Source organism: Agromyces salentinus (genome assembly GCF_009749395.1).
Taxonomy (GTDB): domain Bacteria; phylum Actinomycetota; class Actinomycetes; order Actinomycetales; family Microbacteriaceae; genus Agromyces; species Agromyces salentinus.
In genome coordinates this window covers 466,586-493,132 of the sequence record NZ_WBIR01000001.1, presented here as the reverse complement: position 1 = coordinate 493,132, position 26,547 = coordinate 466,586, and the positions used below count along the sequence as shown (strand labels likewise).

At 69.7% G+C, this 26,547-nt stretch carries 24 protein-coding genes; 16 read left to right on the top strand and 8 right to left on the bottom strand.

Translation table 11 applies throughout. The features are described 5' to 3' along the window. The first annotated feature begins 292 nt into the window (after positions 1-292). From GQQ95_RS02355 to GQQ95_RS02340, 4 genes are all read left to right on the top strand, one after another. Positions 293-1,033 (top strand): response regulator transcription factor, encoded by a 741-nt coding sequence (locus GQQ95_RS02355; RefSeq protein WP_157426005.1) that lies wholly within the window; start codon positions 293-295, stop codon positions 1,031-1,033. After that, positions 1,030-2,601: a sensor histidine kinase gene (locus tag GQQ95_RS02350; protein WP_157426004.1), complete on the top strand. Its 1,572-nt coding sequence runs from the start codon at positions 1,030-1,032 to the stop codon at positions 2,599-2,601. The genes GQQ95_RS02355 and GQQ95_RS02350 overlap by 4 nt, the downstream gene beginning before the upstream one ends. A 43-nt stretch (positions 2,602-2,644) precedes the next feature. Beyond that, positions 2,645-3,850 (top strand): PucR family transcriptional regulator, encoded by a 1,206-nt coding sequence (locus tag GQQ95_RS02345; protein ID WP_157426003.1) that lies wholly within the window; start codon positions 2,645-2,647, stop codon positions 3,848-3,850. A 168-nt stretch (positions 3,851-4,018) separates the two neighbouring features. Beyond that, positions 4,019-5,866 carry a Xaa-Pro dipeptidyl-peptidase gene (locus GQQ95_RS02340; protein WP_157426002.1) on the top strand — a complete coding sequence of 616 codons (1,848 nt, stop codon included), beginning with the start codon at positions 4,019-4,021 and terminating at the stop codon, positions 5,864-5,866. 98 nt (positions 5,867-5,964) lie between these two features. Here GQQ95_RS02340 and GQQ95_RS02335 read toward each other — a convergent pair whose 3' ends face one another. Both GQQ95_RS02335 and GQQ95_RS02330 read right to left on the bottom strand, forming a co-directional pair. Next, positions 5,965-6,408 (bottom strand): MarR family winged helix-turn-helix transcriptional regulator, encoded by a 444-nt coding sequence (locus GQQ95_RS02335; protein ID WP_246205143.1) that lies wholly within the window; start codon positions 6,406-6,408, stop codon positions 5,965-5,967. Positions 6,409-6,418: 10 nt separating this feature from the next. Beyond that, on the bottom strand, positions 6,419-8,074 hold the full coding sequence (locus GQQ95_RS02330; RefSeq protein ID WP_157426147.1) for an MDR family MFS transporter: 1,656 nt from the start codon (positions 8,072-8,074) through the stop codon (positions 6,419-6,421). A gap of 250 nt (positions 8,075-8,324) precedes the next feature. On the opposite strand from GQQ95_RS02330, the gene GQQ95_RS02325 reads away from it, so the two are divergent. The 9 genes from GQQ95_RS02325 to GQQ95_RS02285 all read left to right on the top strand — a co-directional run bounded on the left by GQQ95_RS02325 (position 8,325) and on the right by GQQ95_RS02285 (position 14,839). Beyond that, entirely contained in the window at positions 8,325-8,972 is a 648-nt protein-coding gene (locus tag GQQ95_RS02325; RefSeq protein ID WP_170296932.1) for a SipW-dependent-type signal peptide-containing protein, read from the top strand. Between the two features lie 131 nt (positions 8,973-9,103). After that, on the top strand, positions 9,104-9,706 hold the full coding sequence (locus tag GQQ95_RS02320) for a hypothetical protein (RefSeq protein ID WP_157425999.1): 603 nt from the start codon (positions 9,104-9,106) through the stop codon (positions 9,704-9,706). A gap of 60 nt (positions 9,707-9,766) precedes the next feature. Continuing rightward, positions 9,767-10,345: a hypothetical protein gene (locus GQQ95_RS02315; protein ID WP_157425998.1), complete on the top strand. Its 579-nt coding sequence runs from the start codon at positions 9,767-9,769 to the stop codon at positions 10,343-10,345. Then, positions 10,342-10,935 (top strand): signal peptidase I, encoded by a 594-nt coding sequence (locus tag GQQ95_RS02310; protein WP_157425997.1) that lies wholly within the window; start codon positions 10,342-10,344, stop codon positions 10,933-10,935. Before GQQ95_RS02315 ends, GQQ95_RS02310 begins: the two co-directional genes overlap by 4 nt. Beyond that, complete coding sequence (locus tag GQQ95_RS02305) at positions 10,932-11,777, top strand: hypothetical protein (RefSeq protein ID WP_157425996.1); 846 nt, start codon at positions 10,932-10,934, stop codon at positions 11,775-11,777. Before GQQ95_RS02310 ends, GQQ95_RS02305 begins: the two co-directional genes overlap by 4 nt. Positions 11,778-12,055: 278 nt before the next feature. Beyond that, positions 12,056-12,544 (top strand): 50S ribosomal protein L10, encoded by a 489-nt coding sequence (rplJ, locus tag GQQ95_RS02300; protein WP_157425995.1) that lies wholly within the window; start codon positions 12,056-12,058, stop codon positions 12,542-12,544. A 48-nt stretch (positions 12,545-12,592) separates the two neighbouring features. Continuing rightward, a complete protein-coding gene (gene rplL, locus GQQ95_RS02295) occupies positions 12,593-12,976 on the top strand; it encodes a 50S ribosomal protein L7/L12 (protein WP_157425994.1) in 384 nt (127 codons plus the stop codon). Between the two features lie 172 nt (positions 12,977-13,148). Continuing rightward, positions 13,149-13,604 carry a MarR family winged helix-turn-helix transcriptional regulator gene (locus GQQ95_RS02290; RefSeq protein ID WP_246205141.1) on the top strand — a complete coding sequence of 152 codons (456 nt, stop codon included), beginning with the start codon at positions 13,149-13,151 and terminating at the stop codon, positions 13,602-13,604. Continuing rightward, positions 13,601-14,839, top strand: a complete 1,239-nt coding sequence (locus tag GQQ95_RS02285; RefSeq protein WP_157425993.1) for an MFS transporter — start codon at positions 13,601-13,603, stop codon at positions 14,837-14,839. Before GQQ95_RS02290 ends, GQQ95_RS02285 begins: the two co-directional genes overlap by 4 nt. Positions 14,840-14,851: 12 nt before the next feature. On the opposite strand, the gene GQQ95_RS02280 is transcribed toward GQQ95_RS02285, so the two are convergent. The 6 genes from GQQ95_RS02280 to GQQ95_RS02255 form a co-directional block, all read right to left on the bottom strand. Continuing rightward, entirely contained in the window at positions 14,852-15,988 is a 1,137-nt protein-coding gene (locus GQQ95_RS02280) for a Gfo/Idh/MocA family protein (protein ID WP_157425992.1), read from the bottom strand. Further along, positions 15,985-17,967: a DUF6807 family protein gene (locus GQQ95_RS02275; RefSeq protein ID WP_246205140.1), complete on the bottom strand. Its 1,983-nt coding sequence runs from the start codon at positions 17,965-17,967 to the stop codon at positions 15,985-15,987. The genes GQQ95_RS02280 and GQQ95_RS02275 overlap by 4 nt, the downstream gene beginning before the upstream one ends. A 278-nt stretch (positions 17,968-18,245) precedes the next feature. Beyond that, positions 18,246-19,583 (bottom strand): ABC transporter substrate-binding protein, encoded by a 1,338-nt coding sequence (locus GQQ95_RS02270; protein ID WP_157425990.1) that lies wholly within the window; start codon positions 19,581-19,583, stop codon positions 18,246-18,248. An 86-nt stretch (positions 19,584-19,669) separates the two neighbouring features. Beyond that, complete coding sequence (locus tag GQQ95_RS02265; RefSeq protein ID WP_157425989.1) at positions 19,670-20,605, bottom strand: carbohydrate ABC transporter permease; 936 nt, start codon at positions 20,603-20,605, stop codon at positions 19,670-19,672. Then, on the bottom strand, positions 20,592-21,521 hold the full coding sequence (locus GQQ95_RS02260; RefSeq protein ID WP_157425988.1) for a carbohydrate ABC transporter permease: 930 nt from the start codon (positions 21,519-21,521) through the stop codon (positions 20,592-20,594). The genes GQQ95_RS02265 and GQQ95_RS02260 overlap by 14 nt, the downstream gene beginning before the upstream one ends. Before the next feature lie 215 nt (positions 21,522-21,736). Continuing rightward, complete coding sequence (locus GQQ95_RS02255) at positions 21,737-22,822, bottom strand: LacI family DNA-binding transcriptional regulator (protein WP_170296931.1); 1,086 nt, start codon at positions 22,820-22,822, stop codon at positions 21,737-21,739. Between the two features lie 260 nt (positions 22,823-23,082). On the opposite strand from GQQ95_RS02255, the gene GQQ95_RS02250 reads away from it, so the two are divergent. The 3 genes from GQQ95_RS02250 (at position 23,083) to GQQ95_RS02240 (ending at position 26,532) form a co-directional block, all read left to right on the top strand. After that, on the top strand, positions 23,083-24,441 hold the full coding sequence (locus GQQ95_RS02250; RefSeq protein WP_157425986.1) for an ABC transporter substrate-binding protein: 1,359 nt from the start codon (positions 23,083-23,085) through the stop codon (positions 24,439-24,441). Between the two features lie 127 nt (positions 24,442-24,568). After that, positions 24,569-25,537, top strand: coding sequence for a carbohydrate ABC transporter permease (locus GQQ95_RS02245; protein ID WP_157425985.1), 969 nt, complete (start codon positions 24,569-24,571; stop codon positions 25,535-25,537). Beyond that, positions 25,534-26,532, top strand: coding sequence for a carbohydrate ABC transporter permease (locus GQQ95_RS02240; protein WP_157425984.1), 999 nt, complete (start codon positions 25,534-25,536; stop codon positions 26,530-26,532). Before GQQ95_RS02245 ends, GQQ95_RS02240 begins: the two co-directional genes overlap by 4 nt. Positions 26,533-26,547: the final 15 nt, after the last annotated feature.

Below are 26,547 nucleotides of genomic sequence, written 5' to 3'. Positions count from 1 at the left end.
AAATCCCCGGCGCACGAAGTCGAGACCGAATCTATGAGGACTTTTGGTTCTCGGTCAAGCAAAAGATGATGAATCATCGATATGTAACGTCAGTCAGGCGGGAAATCACGCGTGTTTCCGGGCACAACCGGGGGAAAGAAGTCGCGTGCCCGCGTCCGGAAGCAAGCGCGTACAGTCGGCCGTGGCGGCACGGCCGGCATCCTGCATTCCGCACCGGCATCCGGCACGCGGCATCCGGCATCCGCTCGAGGAGTTCATAGGAAACGCATAGTCGCGTGCGCATACTGGAGGTATGAGCGCCACCGCACCGCACCGTTCCCCGCAGGTCTCCAAGGGCGACGGCTCGATGGTGCGCGTGCTCGTCGTGGACGACGAGCCCTCGCTCACCGACCTGCTGAAGATGGCCCTCCGCTACGAGGGGTGGGACGTGCGCACCGCGGCCGACGGGGTCAGCGCCGTCAAGGCTGCGCGCGAGTTCCGGCCCGACGCGATCGTGCTCGACATCATGCTGCCCGACATCGACGGCCTCGAGGTGCTCCAGCGCGTGCGCGCCGACGGCACCGAGACGCCCGTGCTCTTCCTCACCGCGAAGGACTCGCTCGACGATCGCATCGCGGGGCTCACCGCCGGCGGCGACGACTACGTCACCAAGCCGTTCAGCCTGGAGGAGGTCGTCGCGCGGCTGCGCGGACTCATCCGCCGCTCCTCGATCACCCTCGCCACTGCGAAGGACCCGGTGCTCACCGTCGGCGACCTCACGCTCGACGAGGACTCCTACGAGGTCGAGCGCGCGGGCACGCCCATCGAGCTGACCGCGACCGAGTTCGAGCTCCTGCGCTTCCTCATGCGCAACCCCAGACGAGTGCTGAGCAAGGCGCAGATCCTCGATCGGGTCTGGTCGTACGACTTCGGCGGCAAGGAGTCGGTCGTCGAGCTCTACATCTCGTACCTCCGCAAGAAGATCGATGCCGGCCGTGAGCCGATGATCCACACCGTTCGCGGCGCCGGCTACATGATCAAGGCCGCCGGATGACGAAGCCGGGCGACCCGGGTCACGCGGCCGCAGCCCGGGCCGATGCCGTGCACACCGGGTCGGGCCCCGTCGTCGAGGCGGAGCCCGCCGAGGTGGCCGACCGTCGTCGTGGGCGGCCGTGGACCCTCCGGCGCCGCCTGCTCGTCATCGTCGCCGGCCTTCTCGTCGCCGTCAGCGCGACGGTGGGCCTCGTGACGGTGGCCGTCTTCCACAGCGCCTCGATGGAACGCCTCGACGGCGACCTCGACGAGGCGATCTCGCGAACCGACATCAGTGCGGCGGGCCCCGTGTTCCCGGGCGAGCAGGCCGAGGGACCCGGCGTCCTGCTGAACGTGCCCGGGCAGCAAGCCGGAACGCTCGCGGCCCTCGTGGAGGCCGACGGCGCGGCGAACGCCGGCTACATCGCCGACCGGGGTCGCGTGCTCACGCTCCCGGCCGACATCGCGGCCTCGCTCGCCGACGTCCCCGCCGACGGCGCCGGCCACACCATCTCGGTCGAGCGGCTGGGCGAGTACCGCGCCCAGGCGGTCGAGCTCCCCGAGTGGGACGGCCTCAAGGTCGTGCTCGCGCTGCCGATGGCCGAGGTCACGACCGCGACGACCCAGCTCGCCCTCACGATCACGATCGTGGCCGCGCTCGGGCTCATCCTCGCCCTCATCGTCGGGTCGGTCGTGGTGCGGCGGGCGCTCCGCCCGCTGGCGAGCGTCACGGAGACCGCGCAGCGGGTGTCCGAGCTGCCGCTCGAGCGGGGCGACGTCGCGCTCGGCGAACGCGTTCCCGTCGACGACCAGCGCACCGAGGTCGGCCGGCTCGGCACCGCGTTCAACCGCATGCTCGGGCACGTGGCATCCGCCCTGACGGCGCGCGAGCAGAGCGAACGCAAGGTGCGCCGCTTCGTGGCCGACGCGAGCCACGAGCTGCGAACTCCGCTCGCATCGATCCGCGGGTACGCCGAGCTCACCCGCATGCACGGCGGCGACCTGCCGCCCGACGTCACGCACGCGATCTCGCGCATCGAGTCCGAGTCGGTGCGCATGACCGAACTCGTCGAGGACCTCCTGCTGCTGGCCCGGCTCGACGAGGGCCGCGAGCTGGCGGCGCTGCCGGTCGACCTCGAACGCATGCTCGGCGAGGCCGTCGGCGACGCGCAGGCCGCCGGCCCCGGCCACGACTGGGAGGTGCGGGCGACGGATGCCCCGACCGTCGTCGTCGGCGACGAGCCGCGCCTGCGCCAGGTGGTCACGAACCTCCTCGCGAACGCCCGCGTGCACACGCCCGACGGCACGCACGTGGTCGCATCGCTCGATCGCGAGGGCGACGAGGTCGTACTGCGCGTCGGCGACGACGGGCCGGGGATCCCGCCCGAGCTCGCCGGCTCGCTGTTCGAGCGGTTCGCCCGCGGCGATTCGTCCAGGTCGCGCCGTGCCGGGAGCACGGGGCTCGGCCTCGCGATCGTGCGCGCGGTCGTCGAGGCCCACGACGGCGAGGTCTCGGTCCGGAGCGAGCCCGGCTCGACGGTGTTCACCGTTCGCCTCCCTGCGGCGCCCACGCCGGCGACGTCGTCCTAGGCTGGAGCGACCCCACCCGTACGAGCCCTGACCCGAGACGCCCATGAGCCTGCAGCAGACGATCATCCGCATCGCCGCCGAGCTCGGGCGTCCGGCCCTGATCGAGGACCTCCGGCGCTCGGTGGTCGCGTACAGCCCGCACCCAGACGAGGTCGACGACGTGCGTCGTCGCTCGATCCTCGAGCATCGCGCCGATCCGGCCATCCACGCCTGGCTCAGCCGGCTCGGCGTCTACGCCGCGACCTCGGCGGTGCGGGTGCCCGGCAATCCCGACCTCGGCATGCTGCCACGAGTCTGCGTGCCCATCGGTCGGGCGGGCGTCGTGTTCGGCCACCTCTGGTTCATCGAGCCGGGGGACCTCCCGGCGCCGCTCGACCTCGAACGTGCCGCCGCATCGGCGGAGCTCGTGGCCGAGGAGTGGGCAAGGATCCGGATGTCGCAGGAGGGCGAATCGGCACGCGAGGGGGAGTTGGCGCGCGAGCTCGTGCTCGGCCGAGCCGACGTGCGGCGCCGTGCCGTCGACGAGCTCGTCGAGTCAGGGCGGTTCGAGAGCGGTCTGCTCCGCGTCTACGTGCTGACGACCGGAATCCCGACGGCCCGCGGCGGCGCGGCCGACGAGGAGTTCGAGCGGGTGGCACGCCGGGCGCGTCGCGCCCTCGGCGGCCGAGGGGTGCTGGCGCTGGCCAGGCGCGACCACGCGGCGGTCGTGGTCCCGTCCTCGACCGGGCGCTTCGCCGACACCGATCGCGTCGCGCGCGTGGTCGCCGACTCGGCCGACGGTGGGGTCTCCGGCGTCTGGAGGGTCGCGGTCGGCGGTGAGGCATCCGTCGTCGCCGCGCGCGAGAGCTACCGGCAGGCACGCCGCGCCCTCGGCATCGCCGCCTCCTTCCGCCTGACGGAGCCCGTGCTGCACTGGGACCGCCTCGGGGTGTACCGCGGCCTGGATTCGGCGGCTGCCGCAGGGCTCGGCTCCGCCGACTTCCACCCGGGTCTCGAGCGGCTGACCGCCGAACGCGACGGCGAGGTCCTCGTGCGATCGCTCGAGGCGTACCTCATGGAGGCCGGGCACGTGCAGCGGGCGGCGACCCGGCTCGGGGTCCACCGCACGTCGCTCTACAACCGACTGAACCGTGCCCAGCGCATCCTGGGCATCGACCTCGACGACGGCCTCGACCGCCTCGGCGTGCACATGTCGATCCTGCTCCGCGCGGGTGAGTCGACGCAGGGCGAGGACGCCGAGGGTCACTGACCGATCGTCGTCGACCTCGACATCTGTCGACCGGGCCGGCATCCCGCCGCGACATCTGACGCGTGACCCGTGCTCCGGCTGTGCCTAGCCTGTGAGCCACGGGTGCTCGCTCCTTCCGCACCGCGGCGGCGAGCCGACGGGACCCGATCACGATCGAAGGAGCTCAGCATGACACCAGCGGCCCTGCACGCAGATCGGCGACGACGCAGTCGTGCCGCCGCCGTGGCATTGACCACGGTCCTGGCCGGCGGCCTCGCGGTCGCGGCGAGTCCGGCCTACGCGGCCTCGCCCGAGATCGAGCCCACGTTCCAGGACGGTCTCTCCCAGGCGGTCTTCACGAAGGCCGCGGCCGAGTGGATCAACGAGGAGGCGTGGGTCGAGAGCGAGGTCGACTCCGACCGGGACGGAGAACTCGACCTCGTGCACATCGACGTGACCCGCGTGCCCCAGACGGCCGACGGGCTGAAGGTCCCGGTGCTCATGGAGATGAGCCCCTACTACGCAGGCGGCACCTCGGTCACCAACTGGGGCGTCGATCACGAGATCGGTGCTCCGCCGACGGAGAAGGAGGCCTGGCCGGCGTACGTGCCGACCAATCGCACGAGTCCGCGCATCTCCGGCTCCCTCGAGAACACGTGGGTCCCGCGCGGGTACGCCGTCGTGCATGCCGAGGGACTCGGCAGCGGATGGTCCGAGGGCTGCCCCACCTCCGGCGGACCGAACGAGACGCTCGCCGGCAAGGCCGTGGTCGACTGGCTGAACGGCCGTGCCACGGCCTACACGAGCGTCGATCGCTCGACCGAGGTGACCGCCGACTGGACCACGGGCCGCGTCGGCATGATCGGCACCTCGTACAACGGCACGCTGCCGATCGGCGTGGCGAGCACGGGCGTCGAGGGCCTCGAGGCGATCGTGCCGGTCTCGGCGATCTCGAGCTGGTACAACTACTACCGCGCGAACGGCGCCGTGCGCGCGCCCGGCGGCTACCAGGGCGAGGACCTCGACGTCCTGGCCGACTACGTGTACACGCGATTCGACCAGGAGATCTGCCAGCCGGTCATCGACGAGCTCCGGGCGAACCAGGACCGGGCGAGCGGCGACTCGAGCCCGTACTGGGACGAGCGCGACTACCTGGCCAAGGCCGAGCAGATCTCGGCCGCCACGCTCGTCGCGCACGGACTGAACGACTGGAACGTGATGACGAAGAACGCCTCCGACCTGTACGAGGCGCTGAAGGCGAACGGCGTGCCCCACCAGATCTACCTCCACCAGGGCGGTCACGGCGGAAACCCGAACGACACGCTCCTGAACCGCTGGTTCACGCGCTACCTGTACGACGTGCAGAACGGCGTCGAGCAGCTGCCGAAGGCGTACGTGGTCCGCGAGGACCGCACGCTCACCGAGTACCCCGAGTGGCCCGACCCCGCCATGGAGCAGGTCAAGCTGAAGTTCAGCGCGGCCGAAGCGGCTGACGGCGTCGGCGGTCTCACCGTCTCGCGCAGCGGCTCGCGGGCCGCGGAGAACCTGGTCGACGATGCGAGCATCCGCGCGAGCGCCCTCGCCGCGGCCGAGACCTCTCCGAACCGGCTCGCCTACCGCACCGACGTGCTCGGCGAGCCGCTGCGCCTCTCGGGCACGCCGTCGGTGTCGCTGAAGCTCGCGGTGGACCGCTCGAAGGCCAACCTCACGGCACTGCTCGTGGAGTACCCGGCGACCGGCGCGCCGAAGATCATCACGCGAGGATGGGCCGACGTCGAGAACCGGAACTCGGCCGCGGTCACCGACCCGATCACGCCCGGGACGTCGTACACGTTCGACGTGGACCTCGAGCCGAAGGACTATGTGTTCTCGGCCGGCTCCCGCATCGGCGTCGTGGTCATGTCCTCCGACTTCGAGTACACCGTGCGCCCGGCGCCCGGCACCGAGCTCACGCTCCAGCAGTCCGCATCGACCGTGCACCTGCCGCTCGTCGGCGGCATGGGTGCGCTCCAGTCGTCGCTCCGCGCGATCGGATAGCACCGCTCGCCAGGCGGCTGCGAGACCCGCCTGCACCACGAAGGCCCGCACCCCTCGGGGTGCGGGCCTTCGCGCGGAACTCGGCGAGGAAGCGGGACTCAGGCCTCGGCGATGCGACGCAGCAGGCGGGCGAAGCTCCGCAGCTCGTCTTCGGGGTGATCGAGCAGGACATCGCGGAGCCGCCGCTGGTTGCGGTCGCGCACCTCGCGCACGCGGTCCATGGCGGCGTCGGTCGCCACGAGCACCCGCACCCGACCGTCGCGCTCGTCGGGCCGCGTCTCCACGAGCCCGAACTCCTCGAGCACCCTGACCTGCCGGCTGACGACCGACTTGTCCATCTCGAACATGTCGGCCAGCACGTGCGCGTTCGTGGTGCCGAGGCGCACGATCGCCGAGAGGAGCTTGTAGCCGGCGGGCTGCAGGTCGGGGTGGACCTGCTGCGCCGCCTCCTTCCAGACGAGGCGGGCCTTGCTGAAGAGCACGCTCATCTGCACCTCGACGTCGGCGATGGCCTCGTCGATGGGTGCGGATGCCTCGGTCACGCTGGTCATGCTAGCGGTCGCCGTCCTCGGTGGAGGCGGTGTCGGCAGCATGTGCCCCGCCGCCGCGCCGACGCGTCGCCGTCTTCGTCGAGCGCTCGGCCGCGGCATCCGCCTCGACCGCCTGGATCGAGGACGAGACGGGCGAGCCGATCTCGGCCTCGGCGAGGTCGATCGCGACCTGCTCGAACTCCTCCTTCAGCTGCTCGGCCGAGGTCTTGGTCGAGAGCGCCTTGTTCGGGAGGAACGCGATCGCGATCACGCTCAGCACTGCGAGCGGCACGGCGACCCAGAAGACGTCGGCGATGCCGTTGCCGTACGCGTTCTCGATGATGACGCGGATGCCGTCGGGCAGTTCGGAGACGTGGGGGATGCCGCCGCCGGCGAGGCCCTTCAGCGCGTCGACGTCCTCGGGCGAGGTGGGCGTGTAGTTCTTCAGGCCCGACGTGATGTGCGTGCCGACCTGCGTCGCGAGCAGCGAGCCCATGACGGTGACGCCGATGGTGCCGGCGATCGTGCGGAAGAAGTTCACGTTCGAGCTCGCGGCACCCAGCTGCGAGGCGGGCGTGTCGTTCTGCACGACGAGCGTGAGGTTCTGCATGACCATGCCGAGGCCCGCGCCGAGCACGACCATGTAGACGCTGACCCAGAGGTAGTCGGTGTCGTAGCTGAGCGTGGTCATGAGGTAGGCGCCGGCGACGACCAGCACGGAACCGAGGAGCATGAAGGGCTTCCACTTGCCGAACTTGCTGATGAGCGCGCCGATGACGATCGAGGCTCCCATCTGGCCGACGATCATCGGGATCGTCATGAGGCCCGACTCGGTGGGGGTCGCGCCACGCGCCAGCTGGAAGTACTGGGCGAGGAAGACGCTGGTGGCGAACATCGAGACGCCGATCGCGACCGAGGCGATCACGGAGAGCGTGAACGTGCGGTTCTTGAAGAGCGTCATCGGCACGATGGGCTCCGCGACGAAGAACTCCGTCACGATGAACCCGATGATCGCGAGCGCCGAGACGCCGATCATGACGTAGCTGGTCATCGAGTCCCACTCGAACTCGCTGCCGCCGAGCGACACCCAGATGAGCAGCAGCGAGACGCCGACCGCGAGCAGCACGATGCCGAGGTAGTCGATCTTCACGGGGCGCTTCGGCATGGGCGGCAGGTGCAGGGTGCGCGAGATCACGATGAGCGCGATGACCGCGAGCGGGACCGGCAGGAAGAAGTTGGCGCGCCAGCCCCAGGCATCGGTGATGACGCCGCCGAGCAGCGGGCCGCCGATGGTCGCGACGGCCATGATGCCGCCGACGAAGCCCATGTACTTGCCGCGCTCGCGCGGCGAGATGATGACGGCGATGAGGATCATGACGAGCGACATGAGGCCGCCGGCACCGAGGCCCTGGACCACGCGCACGGCGATGAGGGTCGTGGTGTCCTGGGCGAAGCCCGCGATCGCCGTACCGACGACGAACAGGCCGATCGCCGCCATGAGCAGCGCCTTGCGGTTCACCAGGTCGGCGAGCTTGCCCCAGATCGGGGTGGAGACGGCCATGGCGAGCAGGCTCGCGGTGATGACCCAGGTGTAGGCCGTCTGGTCGCCGCCGAGGTCCGCGATGATGAGCGGCATCGAGGTCGAGACGACCGTGCCGGAGATGACGGCGACGAACATCGCCACGACGAGGCCGGAGATGGCGATGATCACCTCGCGCGGGGTGCGTTGCGCCGGCGCGGCCGGGATGGACCCGGTCGTGGGCTTGTCTGCCACTGAAGTCACGGTGATTCCTTACGAGTTGCGTCTGCTACAAGTTGATATTTAGCAACTATATAAAATTGGTTGCATCATGTCAACCTTGGACGTCGGTCAACTATTCCCCGCTCACTGCGCAGTACACTTCGGGAAGCCGCACCTGGGGGGGAACATGGCACGACGCGAGCCGACACGCATCCTTTCCTCGGTCCGCGCCAGACGCCTGCATGTCGTGCGGCTCGCCCTCGCCGCCCTCGTCGTCGTCGGAATCGGTTCCGCGATCACCGTCGCGGCCTGGACGGACAGCGTCCATTTCGACACCACGGTCTCGTCGGGCACGATCGAACTCCAAGGCGCCGTCGACTATCTCGACCCGACGAACCCTGGCACCGTCCCCGACGGCCTCGACTGGCAGGAGTTCCCGGGCGCCCCTGCGGACAGCGGTCTGATCGCCCGATTCGTGCCTCCCGCGATCGATTTCCAGAACTTCGGGCCCGGCCAGACGCGAAGCGCCACGGTCTGGCTCCGGAACGCGGGCTCGCTTCCCGTGGGAATGGTGTTCGACCCGGCTGATCCGGCCTCACTCTCCTGGTCAGGGGCGAACCTGTTCCCCGATCCGCCCGACGTCGTCGTCACCGCGGTCGATCGCAACAACACGCCGGTGCTGCCGATCGAGGGCTGGGTCCTCCGAGGCGGCGACTGGCTCACCGTCACCGTCACCGTCAGCACGCCTTCGGACTGGGCGCAGGAGAACGAGGGCCGCGCCGGCTCGCTCGAGCTGATCTTCCAGGCAACCACCGATGGGGTGACGACCGACTGACCGGCGTGATCCGGATGCCGCGGCATCCGGATCACGGCCTCGAACTCGCACAACTGAACACTCACGGGTGGCCACTCGGACGGGCGGCCGCCGCCGACCCGGCCAGGCGGTCGGAAACGAAGGGAAAAGACATGTCCACGCGTACTCCCGAACAGGCGCGCAAGCGTCGACTCATCACCGGAATCGCCTTGGCCTCGGTCGCCGTGCTCGGCGTCGGTGCCGCGATCACCACCGCGGCCTGGACCGACGACGTCTGGTTCAGCGCCACCGCGAACACGTCGTCGATCGAGCTCTACGGCGCGCTGGGCGATACCGCGCCCGCACTCGATCCGGCGAACTGGGAGGAGGCCGACGACGAGGGCACGGCCATCGTGATCCCCGCCGCGTCGTTCGCCGACCTCGTGCCCGAGGAGACCCGTGCGGTGCAGATCTGGCTCTGGAACGACTCGACCGTCGACCTGAGCGTTGAGCTCGCCACCCTCACGCTCACCGGCAATCCGCTCTTCGACCCGTCGGCGACCGCCCCGTCGTCTCCCGCGGCGATCGGAGTGTTCACGGACGAGACCGGTACGACCGAGTACACGACGACCGTCATCCCGGCCGGTACGACGCTCGGCCTGTGGGTCGTGGTGCAGACGCCCGATTGGGTCTCGCCCGATGACGACGCGATGCAGGATGTGGACTCGCCGGTCGTGCCCCTGCAGTTCATCGGTTCCACGGTCCCCACGCCGTAGCCGGAAGGCCCCATCCCGCGCACCCGGTGACGGATGCCGCGTCTGGCTGAAACGAGTCGCATGTCGAGCACGAGCACGAGCACGAGCACACGGGTGCGTCGCGGCGCCCTCGCCTGGGCCGCTGCGATGCTCGCCGTGCTCGCGGGGGCCCTCGTGCTCGCCCTCGGCGCCGCCAGCGCCTCGCGCGCCGCCGAGCCGGTGGAGTTCACCGTGGTGTTCGACGATCTCTCGCCCGGCGAGACCCGCATCGAGTCCGCCGTCGCGACCCTCGAGCGCGATGCGACGCTCACGTCCGTCGCGTGGGTGGAGCGTACGGGCCTGCTCGCCGGCGGCTCGCTCGACGTCACGGTCTGCCGCGACGACGTGTGCACCGGGCTCGCCGGGTTCGTCGAGACGCCCATGTCGGCCGGCGAGCTCGACGTTTCGGTGACGGTCGTCGCCGACGCGGACGTTTCGCCCGAAGACGATGGCACGGCGCTCGGTCGCCTCACGTTCGTCGCCGACGACGACGGGCTCTCCGCGACCGGTGCATCGCTGGCCGCGCTCGCCTGGGGCTCTGCGCTGCTCGCCGCCGGCGTGCTGTTGGCCGGCATCGCGGCCACCCGTGCTCGCGGACGTGCGCCGGAGCGGACGTCATGACGGTGCTGCGGGGGATCGGCAGCACCATGCTCTGGTTGCTCGCAGGGCTCGGCGTGCTGTCGGGGCTGATGTGGGGTGCGAGCGCGCTCGGCCTCCTGCATCCGCTCATCGTCGTCTCGGGCTCGATGCAGCCCGGAATCCGCACGGGCGACCTCATCGTGGGGGTGCCCCGAGCGATCGAGGCGGTGACGCCGGGCGACGTGATCACCCTGACCAGCACGCAGACGCGGAAGCTCGTGACGCACCGGGTGGTCGCGATCGAGCCCGCCGCGAGCGGGTTCACGGTCACGATGAAGGGCGACGCGAACGATGCGTCGGATGCCGAGGCCTACGCGGTCCCGGCGGGTGAGGGCGTGCCCGCGCCACTGTTCGTCGTCCCGGGCGGCGGATTCGTCGTCGAGACGATCAGTCGCCCGCCCGTGGCGATCCCGTTGCTGATCGCCCTCGCCGCCCTCGTGGGTCTCGCGATGCTGCCGCCGGGGCGATCCGAGAACGGCGACGAGGCCGATGCGGATGCCGGCGCCGGGTCACCGACGGATGTTGCGGCATTCGTCGATCGCGTGTCATCGGCGAGCGGGGGCGGCGCATGAGCGCCCGAGTGCGTCGGTGGCGGGCGCTCGCCGCATTCGCGGCCGCGGCGGCGATGGTCGGCGGAGCGGCGTCGATCTCAACGACGACCGCGGCGTGGGTGGACCAGACGGCGTTCCACGCCGAGGTGAGCGCGCTCGAGACGTTCCCGCCCCTGGCCGAGACCTCGCACGACGCGATCGCGATGTCGCCCGGCCTCGAGTTCGCGGTCCTGGAGCAGCCCACGCAGCCTCCGAACGACGCTGACCTCTGCGTGCTGACGATGTCCGTGACCAACACCACTGCCGAGCCGCTCGAGTGGTGGGTCGAGTTCGACGTCGACCTCCCGCCGCTGTGGGGATACGACCCGACGATTCCAGGCGCGTTCGGCCTGTCCCGCATCGTCACGACCGCGTTCGACGCGGCGACCGGTGTCTGGCGCATCGGCGGAGCCGCGAACGACACGGCCGTGCTGGCGCCCGGTGAGACGAAATCGGGCGGCATGGGCTACTGCACGACCGGCAGCGGACCGCAGGTACCCGACGATCCGTCTCTCTACGAGGTCGAGGTCTCGAAGATGGATCTCGAGTTCGAGTCGTGCCTGGAGATCCACGTCGAGACGACCTTCCCATGGGCGATCCGCTGGAGCACGCAGGTCGACATGCTCGACTCCTTCACCGAGGCCGAGCTCGCCGGCACCGAGGTGACCACTTCTCAGGCGGCGGCGACGCCGGTGAGCGGCCAGCCGTACGTGTACGACGTCGTCGGTCAGGAGGCCACGGAACTGGTCGCGGCGCCATGGGGCGACCGCGACATCGATCGTGCGATGTGCCTGGAGGCGCCGCCCCCGCCGCTCCCCGAGTAGACCGCCGGGTGACGATTTGGCGGGAGCCGCGGCATCCGGTAATGTGTCCCGAAGCCGAAGACCGCTGGTTGTCGTGCCCATCACCTGCTCCGCAGGAGACGAGCCGATTGAAGTCTTGCGAAAGCAGGGGCCCGCGCAGGTGTGACGAAGACTTCCGATCGAGATCGGCCAGGCTCCGCGCAACTGCGCCGGAGCCTTTTTGCTGTCCACGACCGCCCGCCGCGATCCGACGCCGTGCATCACCACCGTGATGCACGTTGAGTACACAAGGAGTGGCCATGGCGAACAAGGAAGCCTCGGTTGCCGAACTCACGAACCTGTTCGAGAGCTCGACCGCCGTTCTGCTGACCGAATACCGCGGCCTGACGGTTGCCCAGCTCAAGCAGCTGCGCAACACCATCCGTCAGGACGCGAGCTACGCCGTGGTGAAGAACACGCTGACCAAGATCGCCGCGAACAACGCGGGTATCTCGACGCTGGACGAGGGCCTCACCGGTCCGTCCGCCGTCGCCTTCGTGCACGGCGACTTCGTCGCCACCGCCAAGGCCGTTCGTGACTTCGCCAAGGCAAACCCGAATCTTGTGATCAAGGGCGGCGTCTTCGAGGGCAAGTCCCTCGACGCCGATGAGGTCAACAAGTACGCCTCGCTCGAGAGCCGCGAGGTTCTGCTGGCGAAGGCAGCGGGAATGATGAAGGCGACGATGGGCAAGGCTGCCGCCACCATCGACGCGCTTCGCGAAAAGCTGGAGACCGCCGAGGCCGCGTAAGCGCCCGACGATCTCGTTCAACAACCCCAAATATCTAGGAGATACATCATGGCGAAGCTCACCACTGAAGAGCTGCTCGAGCAGTTTGCCGGTCTGACGCTTGTCGAGCTCAGCGAGTTCGTGAAGGCGTTCGAGGAGAAGTTCGAGGTCACCGCGGCCGCTCCCGTCGCCGTCGCAGGCGCCGCTGGTGCCGGTGCAGGTGCCGAAGAGGTCGAGGAGAAGGACTCCTTCGACGTCATCCTCGAGGCTGCCGGCGACAAGAAGATCCAGGTCATCAAGACCGTCCGCGAGCTCACCTCGCTGGGCCTCGGCGAGGCCAAGGCCGTCGTCGACGGCGCTCCCAAGGCCGTGCTCGAGGGCGCGAACAAGGAAGCCGCCGAGAAGGCCAAGGAGGCCCTCGAGGCTGCTGGCGCCACCGTCACCCTCAAGTAGTCGGCGCCCTCGCGAGAGGGTCGCAGCTTGAGGTGACCTGCGTCACCTGAACGAAAACGGATGCCCCGTGGCTCGTCATGAGCCACGGGGCATCCGTCGTCTCCGGGGTTCGCGTCTTCCCGATCGAAAGGCACTCGGAATTTGCATAGCCAAGCTATGTATAATTACCGACGTGACCACAGAACTCCGCACCGTCCTCGGCGACCTCGTGTCGGTGAACAACCGACTCACGCGGCTCGCGGCATCCGTCAGCGGCAACGCCGAATCACCGGCGATCTGGCGCACCATCGCCGTGCTCCGCGACCTCGGCCCCATGCGGCTCGGCGAGCTGGCCCGCGTCAGCCGGGTCAGCCAGCCGACGATGACCAAGCTCGTGCACACCCTCGACGAGCGCGGATGGATCCGGCGCATCGCCGACGCCGGCGACGCCCGCGCCTGGCTGATCTCCGCCGACCCGAGCGGGGGCGCCGCGCTCCTCGCGTGGCGCGACGAGATCACCGCCGCACTCGAGCCGACCTTCGCCGACCTCACCGACGACGAGATCGCGACGCTCGCGGCATCCGTCGAGATCGTGCGCACCCGCCTCGAACGAGCCCGTACCGCCATGCAGACGGGTGACGTCGCGTGAGCGCCGGGCACGCGGCATCCGGGTCGATCCTCAAGCAGCCGAAGGCCGTCTGGGCCGTCGCCTTCGCGAGTGTCATCGCGTTCATGGGCATCGGCCTGGTCGACCCGATCCTCCCGGCCATCGCCGACAGCCTCGAGGCCACGCCGACCGAGACCGAGATGCTGTTCACGAGCTACCTGCTCGTGACCGGCCTCGCGATGCTCGGCACCAGCTGGGTCTCGAGCCGCATCGGCGCGAAGAAGACGCTGCTCATCGGGCTCGGCATCATCGTCCTGTTCGCCGCTGCCGCCGGCCTCTCCCAGAACGTCGAGACCATCATCGGCTTCCGTGCCGGCTGGGGGCTCGGCAACGCCCTCTTCATCTCGACCGCGCTCGCGACCATCGTCGGGGCCGCGTCGGGCGGGTCGAGCGCTGCGATCATCCTCTACGAGGCCGCGCTGGGGCTGGGCATCGCCATCGGCCCCCTGCTCGGCGGCCTGCTGGGCCACCTCAGCTGGCGCGGGCCGTTCTTCGGCACCGCCGTGCTCATGGCCATCGGGTTCATCGCCATCGTGGTGCTGCTGAAGGGGGCGCCGGATGATCCGCGACCCGAACCGACCCGCCTGTCGGCGCCGATCAAGGCGCTCCGCCAGCCCGCGCTCGCGGTGCTCGCCGCTGCGGCCCTCTTCTACAACATCGGCTTCTTCGTGCTGCTGGCCTACTCGCCGTTCCCGCTCGGGTTCGACGCGCTCGGCCTCGGCTTCACGTTCTTCGGGTGGGGCGTCGCGCTGGCGATCACCTCGGTGTTCGTCGCCCCCCTCCTCACCGCGCGGATGCCGCGCACCCTCGTGCTCCGCATCGCGCTGCCGCTCCTGGCCGTCGTGCTCGTCGCGGCCGGACTCTCGATCGACTCGCCGTCATGGCTCGTGGTCTGGATCATCGTCGGCGGCCTCGTGCTCGGCGTGCTGAACACCGTGCTCACCGAATGCGTCATGGAGGCGACCGACCTGCAGCGCTCGGTGGCGTCCAGCGCCTACTCGGCGGTCCGATTCCTCGGCGGTGCCATGGCGCCGCCGGCCGCGGCCGAGCTCGCGCGCCTCATCTCGCCGGGTGCGCCGTACTACGCCGCCGCCGGATCGGTGCTCGTGGCGACGCTCATCATCGTGCTGGGCCACCGCGCCCTGAAGCGCGTCGACGGCGAGGCCGAACCGGTGCTCGTGGAGGCCGAGGCGATCTCGGTGGGCGACGCGGCGTAGGCGCCGCGAGCGTCAGGCCGGCGGAGCGATGGCCCAGGGTGCTCCCAGCTCGTTGAACGTCCGGCCCTCGAGCACGACCCGCTCCGACCAGGCCTCGAGGTCCCTGACGACGCGGCGGTCGCCATCGGCGTCGGTCACGCGCTCGATGAAGCTCGGCTCGATCGGCGTCGGCGCCGCTCCGGTGCGCACCGCCTCGAGGACGCGCATGAACGCCCCGGTCGAGGTGGCCGGAACCAGCAACGGAGTGCCGTGCTGCACGTGGTCCACGAGGTTCGCGAGGAGGCCGGTGCGCTCGTGCGCGGTCGTCGCGGGGAGCTCGGCGCCGCGCCGGAACACCTGCACGAGGTCGAGCGTGTACCAGAGGACGAGTCGGGCCTCAGCGCCGCGAACGACGACGCAGGGTTCGGCGCGCGTCGCGGCCGTGAGGCTCAGTGCCCCCGCCACCCGGGCGCCGTCGGCGAGGTCGACGACCAGCGACGAGGTGTCGTCGGCCTCGATGTCGTTCGCGCGGTAGAGGTCGAGGCGCACGCCCGCGACATCCGTCACGGCTCTCGCACCGGCGACGGCGAGCGAGGTCGCGACCGCGTGGGCGAGCGGGTTCGTGACGGCCCCGTCGACGACGGGGACCCCGTCGAGGGTGCGTCGGCCGGCCCACGCCGCGCGCCGCCAGTACTGCTCGGTGCGCGGCCACGTGCCGAGGGCGCCGTACCCGAGCGGTTCGCCGATCGCCCCCGACGCGACGAGGTCGCGGACGGCGTCGATGGCCGATGAGCCGAGGCTCTGGAAGCCGATCTGCACGGCCCTCCCGGTGTCGGCGGATGCCGCGACCAGGCGCTCGAAGTCGGCGAGAGTCGGCGTCGGCGGCTTCTCCAGGAGCACGTGGGCACCGGCGCGCAGGGCGGCGTGGGCGAGCGGCAGGTGCGTGTGCATCGGGGTCGAGAGGACGACGATGTCGAGGTCCTCGGCGTCGATCATCCTCTCGGCGTCGGGGTAGGCGCGGACTCCGTCGAGGTCGGGCCCGGGTGCCCGCGGATCGGCCACCGCGACCAGCCGGATCCGCCCGGCCCGCTCGAGCTCTCGTGCCGTGACGACGTGTCCGGCCCCGTGGCCGTGGATCCCGGCGATGCCGACGCTGAGCGGCTGGGTCATCGCTGGACCGGCCGGGGCGCCGGTGAGCCCGCGGCGCCGCTCGTGCCCGCCCCGCCGATGCCCCCGGGGTTCGCGAGGGCGGGACGGAGGTCGAGGCCGGGCAGGTCGGCGTTCGCCTCGTCCGCCAGTCGCTCGGCCAGTCGTTCGAGTTCGGCGGGGTCGGTGATGATGCGGTCGACGATCAGGGCGTCGAGGCCGAGCTCCAGGCGACCGCCCTCGGGGAGGTGCACCTCGTCGTCCCACGCGATCGCGGGGCCGATGCCCAGGTACTCGGCGACCCGCGCGAACCAGGCGAGCGGTTCGCGGTCGGCCGGCTGCGCGAGCAGCACGGTGATGCGGCGCTGGGAGTCCACGACGGCGAGCCAGGGCGAATGCGATCCGTGCGCGGCGGCCTCGCCGACGCCGTCGCGGGTGACGACGGTGGCCTCCCACTTCGGGAAGCGCCAGAACAGGCCGCCGTACCCTGCGCCGTCGCGGCCGTTCGTGGCGGGCGACCCGAGGCGGAGCGCCCCGAAGTTCGCGGCGAGGCTCGAACGCCAGCCGAGCATCCACGCGTCGCGCTCGCCGACCCGTGTCTGGCGGCCCGTGATGCGCCGCACCTCGCTCAGCTGTGCGACCTCGCGCTCGTCGATCCACGTGAGGCGCTCGACGAAGGCGTCGTCGACGAGTTCGAGGTCGTCCCGGCGCTGCATGCCCTGGTTCTCGAGCATGACCGAACCGACGCCCTGCACGTAGGTGCGGCCGCCCCAGTACGAGGTGCCGTTCACGTCGGGCAGTGCGACGCCGATGCCGAAGTGGTGCAGGTGGTCGGTCGGATGCACGTCGGTGACGCGGACGCCGCCGAGCGACTCCACGGGGTGGAGGTACGGTCGTGGCGAGAGCACCGAGTCGATCGTGCGTCCCTCCTCGTAGCGTGCGACGACCCGGTCGCCGATGCGGAGGATGGGGCGCCCGGGCGAGAGCCATCCGGTCGACTCGGGTGCCGGGCCGGTGCTGCCCCTGGCCTGCAGGATCGCGCGGTAGGAGAGCGGATGCGTCGCGGGCGTCCCGCTCATCGCGTCGCGCAGTCGCCGCCACGCCTGGGCGCCGAGTTCGACGCGCGGAACCGACATCGTCGTCAGTGGGGGAGCGGCGAACCGGGCGAGGGGCACGTCGTCGATGCCTGCGACCGAGAGCTCTCCCGGCACGTCGACGCCGAGTTCGCGCAGCCGCGCGAGCAGGCCGAGCGCGATGAGGTCGTTGAACGCGACCACGGCGGTGGCGCCGGAGGAGAGCACGGGCTCCGTGGCGCGGTAGCCGTCCTCGATCTGGGATCCGCCGGGGATGTCCTCGACGTGCACCTCGGCGTGATGCGCGACGAACTCCGCGAGCCCGCGTCGGCGCAGGCCGTCGGCGTACGACTGGGGCGGGCCGGCGACGTAGGCGAGCCGGGTGTGCCCGAGCGAGAAGAGGTGCTCGGCGAGCGAGGCCGCGGCGTGCGCGTAGTCGATGGAGAGCTCGGCGGCGGGGTTGCTGGCGACGGGTCGGTTGACGACCACGATCGGCCCGGACCGCGCCAGGAGCGTCTCGAGGCGCTCGGCGGGCATCCGCGGGGAGACGAGCACGAGCGCATCGCACCGGGAGCGCGCCTCTGCGGCGATCTCCTCCTCGTCGGCGACGCGTTCCGCGGTGTCGGCGACGAGCACGCGGTATCCGTCGCGCTCGGCCTCGCGGCTGAGGCCCTTCAGCACGCCCTGGAACATCGGGTTCTCGAGGTCGGGCACCACGAGTGCGACGGTGTTGCTGCGACCCCTCACGAGGTTGCGCGCCATCTGGCTGGGGGAGTAGTTGAGCTTGTCGACCGCGTCGAGCACCTTGGCGGCGATCGAGGGGTCGACCGTCTGGTTGCGGTTCAGCACTCGCGACACCGAGGCCTGCGAGACGCCCGCGTACTCGGCCACCTGGGCGATGGTGACCTGCCGGTGGGGCGGGTTCGGCACGGGGACCTCCGTCGGATGCGTTGGGTTCGATACTGCACCCGCCTCGGCGGGTGCGAAGACTCCGGACCGAGCGAGTCTCGGGCGGGAGGGGAGGAGGGGCGATGGACTGAGGGCCATCGCCCCTCCGGGTGGAGCGGATGTCGCGGCAGGCAGGTCGCGGCTCCGCCCCCTTTCAGGGACTGACGGTCCGGGAGGGCCGTCTTGGGGTGGGGCGGGTCACGAGGAGTTCCATCCCGTGACCCGCCCACATCTGGGAATCGGGCGCGATGCCCGGTGGATCAGATCGCCGCGTCGTCGAGGGCTCGCTGGAGCTCCTCGATGAAGGAGGCAGCCGCCTCCTCCGGCGTCATCTCGCCGAACAGCACCTGCTGGGTGTGCTGGTCGATGATCGTCTCGATGGCGCCGCCGCCCGGGGGCGTCGGAGCGGGTGCCTCGCCGATCTCGGGTGCGAGGTCGTCGAGGAAGCCCACGACGGTCTGGTTGACCTCGTCGAGCTTCGGCGTGATGTACTCGCGGATCGCCTCGTTCGCCGGCACGCCGCGCTCGGCGAGCAGCAGGTCGGCCGCCTCCTCGCTGTTGGCGAGGAAGTCGAGGAACGTGGCGACCTCGGCCGGGTGCTCCGTCTTGGCCGAGCCCGACCAGAACATCGACGGCTTGTAGTAGGCCCAGCCGTCGGGTGCGCCCTCGACCGAGGGCACGCGCAGGGCGACGAGGTCCTGACCACTGGCCTCGCGGAGTGCCTGCACCTGGTTGGACCACCACGGGCCGAAGGCCGAGGCGTTGGTCGCGGTGAACGATTCGGCCAGGCCGCCGGCTTCGCGCTCGATGGTCGCGGCGGGCTCGGGCGTCGCGCCCGCTGCCGTCGCGTCGAGCAGCAGCTGCCACCAGCTCGAGAGCTCCTCCTCGGTCGCGGCGACCTTGCCGTCGGTCGAGAAGAGCGAGCCGCCCTGCTGGCGCAGCCAGTTGTTCAGGCCGCCGTCCTCGAAGCCCCACGACTGCGTGCCGACGGTCGCGCCGCCGGACGCCGCCGAGACCTCCTCGGCCGTGGCGATGAACTCATCCCACGTCCAGCTCTCGTCGTCGGGCACCTCGATGCCGTACTGGTCGAGCAGGTCCTGGTTCGCGATGATCGTGTACGAGTTGATGCCGACCGGGACGCCGTACTGCGTGCCGTCCAGCGCACCGGTGTCCAGGACCGCCTCGGGGAAGTCCTCGGTCGAGAGGATCGATGCGTAGGTCCCGACGTCGGCGAGCACGCCGTTGGACGCGTACGTCGAGAGCTGCTTCTCGTCCATCTGGATGATGTCGGGGATGTCGCCTGCTGCGACCGAGGTCGAGAGCTTGTCCCAGTATCCGGCCCAGTCGGTGTACTGGGGCTCGATGGTGATGTTCGGGTACTCGGCCTCGAATGCCGCGATGAGCTCCTCGGTGATCGCGTGGCGGGTGTCGTTGCCCCACCACGTGAACGAGAGGGTCACGGGCTCGTCGCTGAGCTCGAGTTCGGGGGCTGCGGCCTCGCCGCCGCCGGCGTCGTTGCCGGCGCACGCCGTGAGGAGAAGCGTCGCGGCGCCGATGGCTGCGACGAACCCGGCACGGCGTCGTGTGATGCCTCGCATGGTCGGATCCTTCCTGGTGCTGTCATGGGTGTGCTCGGGGATGAGCGTGGTGCTGGTGGTGATGGTGGTGCGACCGGTGGGGCCGGTCACTTGATCCCCGTCGTGGCGATGCCCTTGATGAGGAATCGCTGGCCGAAGAGGAAGATCAGGAAGATCGGGATGAGCGAGACCACGCTCATCGCGAACAGTTCGCCGAAGTCGGTCGAGCTCTGCGCGTCCTGGAACGCGTTGAGGGCGAGCGGCACGGTGTAGAGGCCGGGCTTGGTCAGGAAGATGAGCTGGCTGAAGAAGTCGTTCCACGTCCAGATGAAGGTGAAGATCGTCGTCGTCGCGAGGGCGGGCACCATGAGCGGCAGGATGATCTGCAGGAAGATGCGCGGATGTCCCGCCCCGTCGATGCGCGCGGCCTCGTCGAGTTCGCGCGGGATGCCGCGGATGAACTGCACCATCAGGAAGATGAAGAACGCGTCGGTCGCGAGCAGCTTGGGCACGATGAGCGGCAGGAAGGTGTTCACCCAGCCGAGCTGGGAGAACAGCACGTACTGCGGGACGATGATCACGTGGATCGGCAGCATGATGCTCAGCAGCATGATCGCGAACCAGAACCGCTTGCCCGTGAACTCGAGCCGTGCGAAGGCGTAGGCCGCCAGCGAGCAGGAGACCAGGTTGCCGATGATCGAGCCGATCACCACGAGTCCGGAGTTCACCAGGTAGACGTTGAACGGGTAGGTCAGCGCCTCCCAGCCCTCGACGTAGTTCGAGATCTCGAAGCTGTCGAACACCAGGCCCGCGTCGCGGAAGATCAGCTCGGTCGGCCGGAAGGAGCTGACGACCATCCAGATCACGGGGTAGAGCATCAGCACGGCCGCCGTGATGAGGAACACGTGGCGCAGGACGCTCGTGACCGGCTTGCGGAAGGCGTTGCGGCGACGGCGCTGTTCGCGGATGCGTTCGGGCGGGAGGCCGGTGACGACCGATTCCGTCATCGGGGCGCGGTCGGTCGAGGGGTCAGTCTTGGTCATCGTAGAACACCCAATACTTCGAGGCCCAGAAGTTGATGGCGGTGAGCGCGGCGATGATCACCAGGAGCAGCCAGGCCATGGCGGAGGCGTACCCCATGTTCAGGCTCGTGAAGCCCTGCTGGTAGAGGTACAGCGTGTAGAACAGCGTCGAGTCCACCGGGCCGCCCGTTCCGCCCGAGACGACGAACGCCTGGGTGAACGACTGGAACGCCCCGATGAGCTGCAGGATCAGGTTGAAGAAGATGATCGGGGTGAGCATCGGCAGTGTGATGTGCCGGAACTGCTGCCGGCGGTTGGCGCCGTCGACGGAGGCCGCCTCGTAGTACATGACGGGGATCTGCCGGAGGCCGGCGAGGAAGATCACCATCGGCGCGCCGAAGGTCCAGACGTTGAGGACCATCAGGGTGCCCAGCGCGGTCTCGGGGTTGGAGATCCAACCCTGCCCCTCGATGCCGACCCAGCCGAGCACCACGTTCACGAGGCCGTCGACGCCGAAGAGCTGGCGCCACAGGATGGCGATCGCGACGCTGCCGCCGAGCAGTGACGGGAGGTAGAACGCCGATCGGTACAGCGAGAGGCCGCGGAGGCCGCGGTCGAGCACGATGGCGAGCAGCAGTGCCAGGCCGAGCTGCAGCGGCACCGAGATGAACACGTACTGGAAGGTGACGGCGAGGGCCTTGTGCAGCCGCTCGTCCTCGAACATCCGCACGTAGTTCTCGAAACCGATGAACCGCGGGGGGCTCAGCAGGTTGTACCGCGTGAACGAGAGTGCGAACGACGCGACCATCGGGCCGATGGTGATGAGCGCGAGCCCGATGAACCACGGCAGGAGGAACAGGAACGCCGCCTTGTTCTGCTTGCGCTGCCGCGATACCGGCTGGCCCTTCACACGGCGGAGTTCGCCGAGCGCGCTCATCGAGCAGCCTCTGGTGCGCCGTACCCCGCATGGCGGGCATCGGCTCGGGTGGGGGAAACCACGGTGTCTCCAGTCATCAACGTCGATCACTCTGTCAGAAAGCGCTATCTCAGTGCTTCGTGACGTTTCTACACGACGATTGCGCGGCTTCGCAAGCGCTTTCCCGATTTCAGTTGCCGAAATGTGATGAAAGCGAGAAAGCGCTTTATGAGCCCTCAGGCGGTCGCGCGTGCGGTGCTGCCGCGGACCACGAGGCGGGTCGCCAGGGGCGCCCCGGAGTCGGGAAGGGGATCCGCCCGGGCGTCGTCGCCCAGCATCCGCAGCGCCACCTCGACGGCGAGCCGGCCCTGCTCGGCCGGTGCCTGCGCGATCGTCGTGAGATCGAAGAGCGCCGCATGCTCGTGGTCGTCGACCCCGATCACCGAGAGGTCCCGGGGGACGGAGAGACCGAGCCGCTCAGCCGCGCGGATCACGCCGAACGCCGTCTCGTCGGTCGCCGCGAACACCGCCGTCGGCCGATGCGCCGGGTGGCCGAGCAGCTGCAGGCCGGCCTCGAAGCCGCCCGGCATGCCCATCTCGGTCTCGATGACGATCGCGTCGATGGGCCCGAGCTCGGTCGCGGAACCGCGAGGGGCGCCGCCCGCCACGCGGGCGGCCGGGTCCATCCGGTCGGCATCCGCGGCTGCGACGGCGTCGCGGAACCCGGCCGCCCGCAGTCCCGCCATGCTGTTGGGCTGCAGCCCGGCGCCGGCTCCCGCGAGGTGTGCGATGCGCGTGTGGCCCAGGTGCAGCAGGTGCTCGGTCGCGAGCAGGCCGACGGCCCGGTCGTCGATCGAGAGCCGGGCGGTGGCGTCGCCGCTGCCACCCACGCAGACGATCGGCTTCTCGCGTCGTTCGAGCCCGCGCACCTCGCCCTCCGTGAGGTCGACGGCGATCACGATCACCGCGTCCACCCGCTTGCGGGCGAGGAAGAAGTCGAACACCCGGGCCCGCGCGGGCCCGCCCTCCGGCAGGTTGTAGAGCGTGAGGTCGTAGCCGGCGCCGAGCAGGGCGCGCTCGATGCCCTCGAGCATCTCGCCGAAGAACCAGCTGTTCACGAACGGGATCACGACGCCGACGTTCTTCGTTCGGCCCGTCACGAGGCTCGCGGCATCCGGCGAGGCGATGTACCCGATCTCGGATGCCGCCTGCACGACCCGCAGCCGGGTCTGCTCGGCCACGTGCCCGCGGCCCGAGAGCGCGCGTGAGGCGGTCGCCTTGGAGACGCCCGCGAGTCGAGCGACATCGCTGATGGCGGGCATCGCGCCTCCCTCCGTCGGGCAGCATCCGCTCCTGATGGTAGTGCTCGGCCCGCTTGGGTGGAACCGGTTCCGGAACTCGGGGCGCGCCGGGGTGTCGAAGCGGGAGAGCGTTCTCACCGCGCCGGGCTGCATCCGTGCCCGCGTGGCCGGATCGTGACCGCCCACGGGTTGTGCGGTCAGTCGGCCTCCCCTACCGTGGAGCAGTGGAACCGGTTCCGGGTTCCGGCTGCGTCACATTCGTTACTCGATGAGGAGATGACATGAGAAACACACGGCATCGTCGGTGGACGGCGTCGATCGTGGCGGCCGCCGCGCTCGGCCTCACGCTCACGGCTTGCACCGGTGACATCGCGGAAGAGGACGCCGGCGACGTCGACTGCTCCGACTACGAGACCTACGGCACGTTCGACGGGGCCGAGGTCACCGTCGCGGGCACCATCCTCGACCTCGAGGCCGACAACCTGAACAAGTCGTGGGCCGACTTCGAGTCGTGCACCGGCATCTCGGTCGAGTACCAGGGCTCGAGCGAGTTCGAGGCGCAGATCGCCGTCCTCGCCGAGGGCGGCAACGCTCCCGACGTCGGCATCGTTCCGCAGCCCGGCCTGCTCGGGCGCCTCGCCGCCGGCGGCTGGCTGATCCCGGCCTCCGAGCCCGTCGAGGCGAACGTCGACGAGTTCTGGTCCGAGGACTGGAAGCAGTACGGCACCTACGAGGACACGTTCTACGCCGCCCCGCTCATGGCCAGCATCAAGGGCTACGTCTGGTACTCGCCGGCCGAGTTCGAGGAGAAGGGCTACGAGATCCCGAAGACGCTCGACGAGCTGACCGAGCTCTCCGAGACCATCGCGGCCGAGGGCGACCACAAGCCCTGGTGCGTCGGCCTCGAATCCGGCGAGGCGACCGGCTGGCCGGGCACCGACTGGGTCGAGGACTACATGCTGCGCCTGAACGGCCCCGACGCGTACGACCAGTGGGTCACGCACGAGATCCCGTTCAACGACCCGCAGGTCGCAGCCGCGTTCGACGCGGTCGGGGGCTACCTCAAGAACGAGGACATGGTCAACGGCGGCATCGGCGACGTGTCCACGCAGGTCACCGAGGCCTTCCAGACCGCCGGCCTGCCGATCGTCGACGGCGAGTGCTCGCTGCACCACCAGGCCTCGTTCTACGAGACGTTCTGGAACCCCGACGGTGGCGATGAGGTGACGGTCGCATCCGATGGCGACGTGTTCGGCTTCCTGCTCCCGCCGGCCAGCGCCGACGACCCGCTGTCGGTCACCGGTGGCGGCGAGTTCCCGGTCGCGTTCCGCGACGCCGAAGAGGTCGAGGCGTTCCGCGCCTACCTCTCCAGCGACACGTGGGCCAACAACCGCGTCAGCCTCGGCGGCGTCATCAGCGCCAACAAGGGCGTCGACCCGCAGAACGCCTCCAGCGAGCTGCTCACGCAGTCCATCGAGATCCTCCAGGATCCCGAGACCACGTTCCGGTTCGACGGATCGGACCTGATGCCCGGCGCCGTCGGCACCGACTCCTTCTGGAAGGGCATCGTGGCCTGGGTCGGCGGTGAGGACACCGCGCAGGTGCTCGACACCATCGAGGCGAGCTGGCCTTCCAGCTGATCATCCTCGTGTCGCCGCCCGAGCACCGAGGGCATGCGGCATAGTCGAGGGGTGGGGTTCTTCGAGCCCCACCCCTCGGCGACCCGGCTTCACCGAAGCTCGATTCAACGGAGAATGTGAGGGCACGATGACCACGGCCGATCTGCTCGGCAAGATCCTGCAGGTGGTGATGGGGCTTGCGGTCTTCGCCGCCATCGTCGGCCTCCTCATCTTCTTCATCGACAAGGCGCCCAAGAAGGGGCGCGACTACTGGCAACTGGTCGGGTTCCTGGCGCCGGCGCTGATCCTCGTGACGGTCGGACTCATCTACCCGGCCATCCGGACGAGCATCCTGGCCTTCCAGACCTCGTCGGGCGCCTGGACCTTCGACAACTTCATCTGGGCCTTCACGCAACCCGCCGCCATCCGCACGCTCATCAACACCGTCATCTGGGTGCTGCTCGTGCCGACGTTCGCGACCGCGGTCGGCCTGGCCTACGCGGTGTTCATCGACCGCTCACGCGGAGAGCGCTTCTACAAGGCCGTCCTGTTCATGCCGATCGCCATCTCGTTCGTGGGCGCCAGCGTCATCTGGAAGTTCGTGTACGAGTACCGCTCGGGCGACCGCGAGCAGATCGGCCTGCTGAACGCGATCGTCGTCGCCTTCGGCGGCGAGCCGGTGCAGTGGCTGCAGACCGACCCGATCAACACGATCCTGCTCATCGTCGTGATGATCTGGGTGCAGACCGGCTTCGCCATGGTCGTGCTGAGCGCCGCGATCAAGGGCATCGCGACCGAGCAGCTCGAGGCGGCGCAGCTCGACGGCACCAACGGCTGGCAGCGCTTCACGAACGTGATCGTCCCCGGCATCCGCGGCTCGCTCGTCGTCGTGCTCACGACGATCTCGATCGCGACCCTCAAGGTCTTCGACATCGTCCGCACGATGACCGCCGGAAACTTCAACACCAGCATCGTCGCCAACGAGATGTACACGCAGGCGTTCCGCGCGAGCGAGATCGGGCGCGGCTCGGCGCTCGCGCTGATCCTCTTCGTGATGGTGCTGCCGATCGTGATCTACAACGTGAACGTGCTCCGCAAGCAGAGGGAGATCCGATGAGCATCGCCCCGCCCGACCTTCCCGTCGGCAAGAACCGCGGCGCGATCGACGCCACGACCGACGCCGAGGCATCCGGCTACACCGAGCCCAAGACCATGCGGGTCAAGAAGCGGCTCACCTCGCGCACGGCCACGATCGCCTCGCTCGTCATCGCCCTGCTCTGGACGATCCCGACCTTCGGACTCTTCATCTCGTCGTTCCGCCCGGCCGAGCTCATCCGCACCACCGGCTGGTGGACGATCTTCAGCAACCCCGGGTTCACGCTCGAGAACTACCAGGACGTGCTGCTGTCGACCTCGTCCTCCTCGCCGCAGCTGGGCTCGTACATCGTCAACTCGATCGCGATCGCGCTGCTCGCCACGATCATCCCGCTCGTCTTCGCGTCGATGGCGGCCTACGCCTTCGCGTGGATGCGGTTCCGCGGGGTCGGGGTGCTCTTCGTCATCATCTTCGCGCTGCAGATCATCCCGCTGCAGATGGCGCTCGTGCCGCTCCTGCAGATCTTCTCGACCGTGCTCCGCCCGATGCAGGCCTGGCTCCACGACGTGATCCCGATCATCCCCGAGCAGAACTACCTGCCGCTCTGGGTCGCGCACACGATCTTCGGCCTCCCGCTCGCGATCTTCCTGCTGCACAACTTCATCTCCGAGATCCCGGCTGACGTCATCGAGGCGGCGAGGGTCGACGGCGCGACGCACAGCCAGATCTTCTTCCGCATCGTGCTCCCGCTCTCCGTTCCGGCCATCGCCTCGTTCGCGATCTTCCAGTTCATCTGGGTGTGGAACGACCTGCTCGTCGCCCTCATCTTCTCGGGCGGCACCCAGGACGTTGCGCCACTCACCCAACGATTGGCGGAGTTGACCGGGACGAGGGGGCAGGACTGGCAGTTGCTCACGGCGGCCGCGTTCATCTCGATCGTCATCCCGCTCATCGTCTTCTTCAGCCTCCAGCGCTACTTCGTGCGCGGGTTGCTCGCCGGGTCGACGAAGGGGTAGGCCACAGCGCGAGCG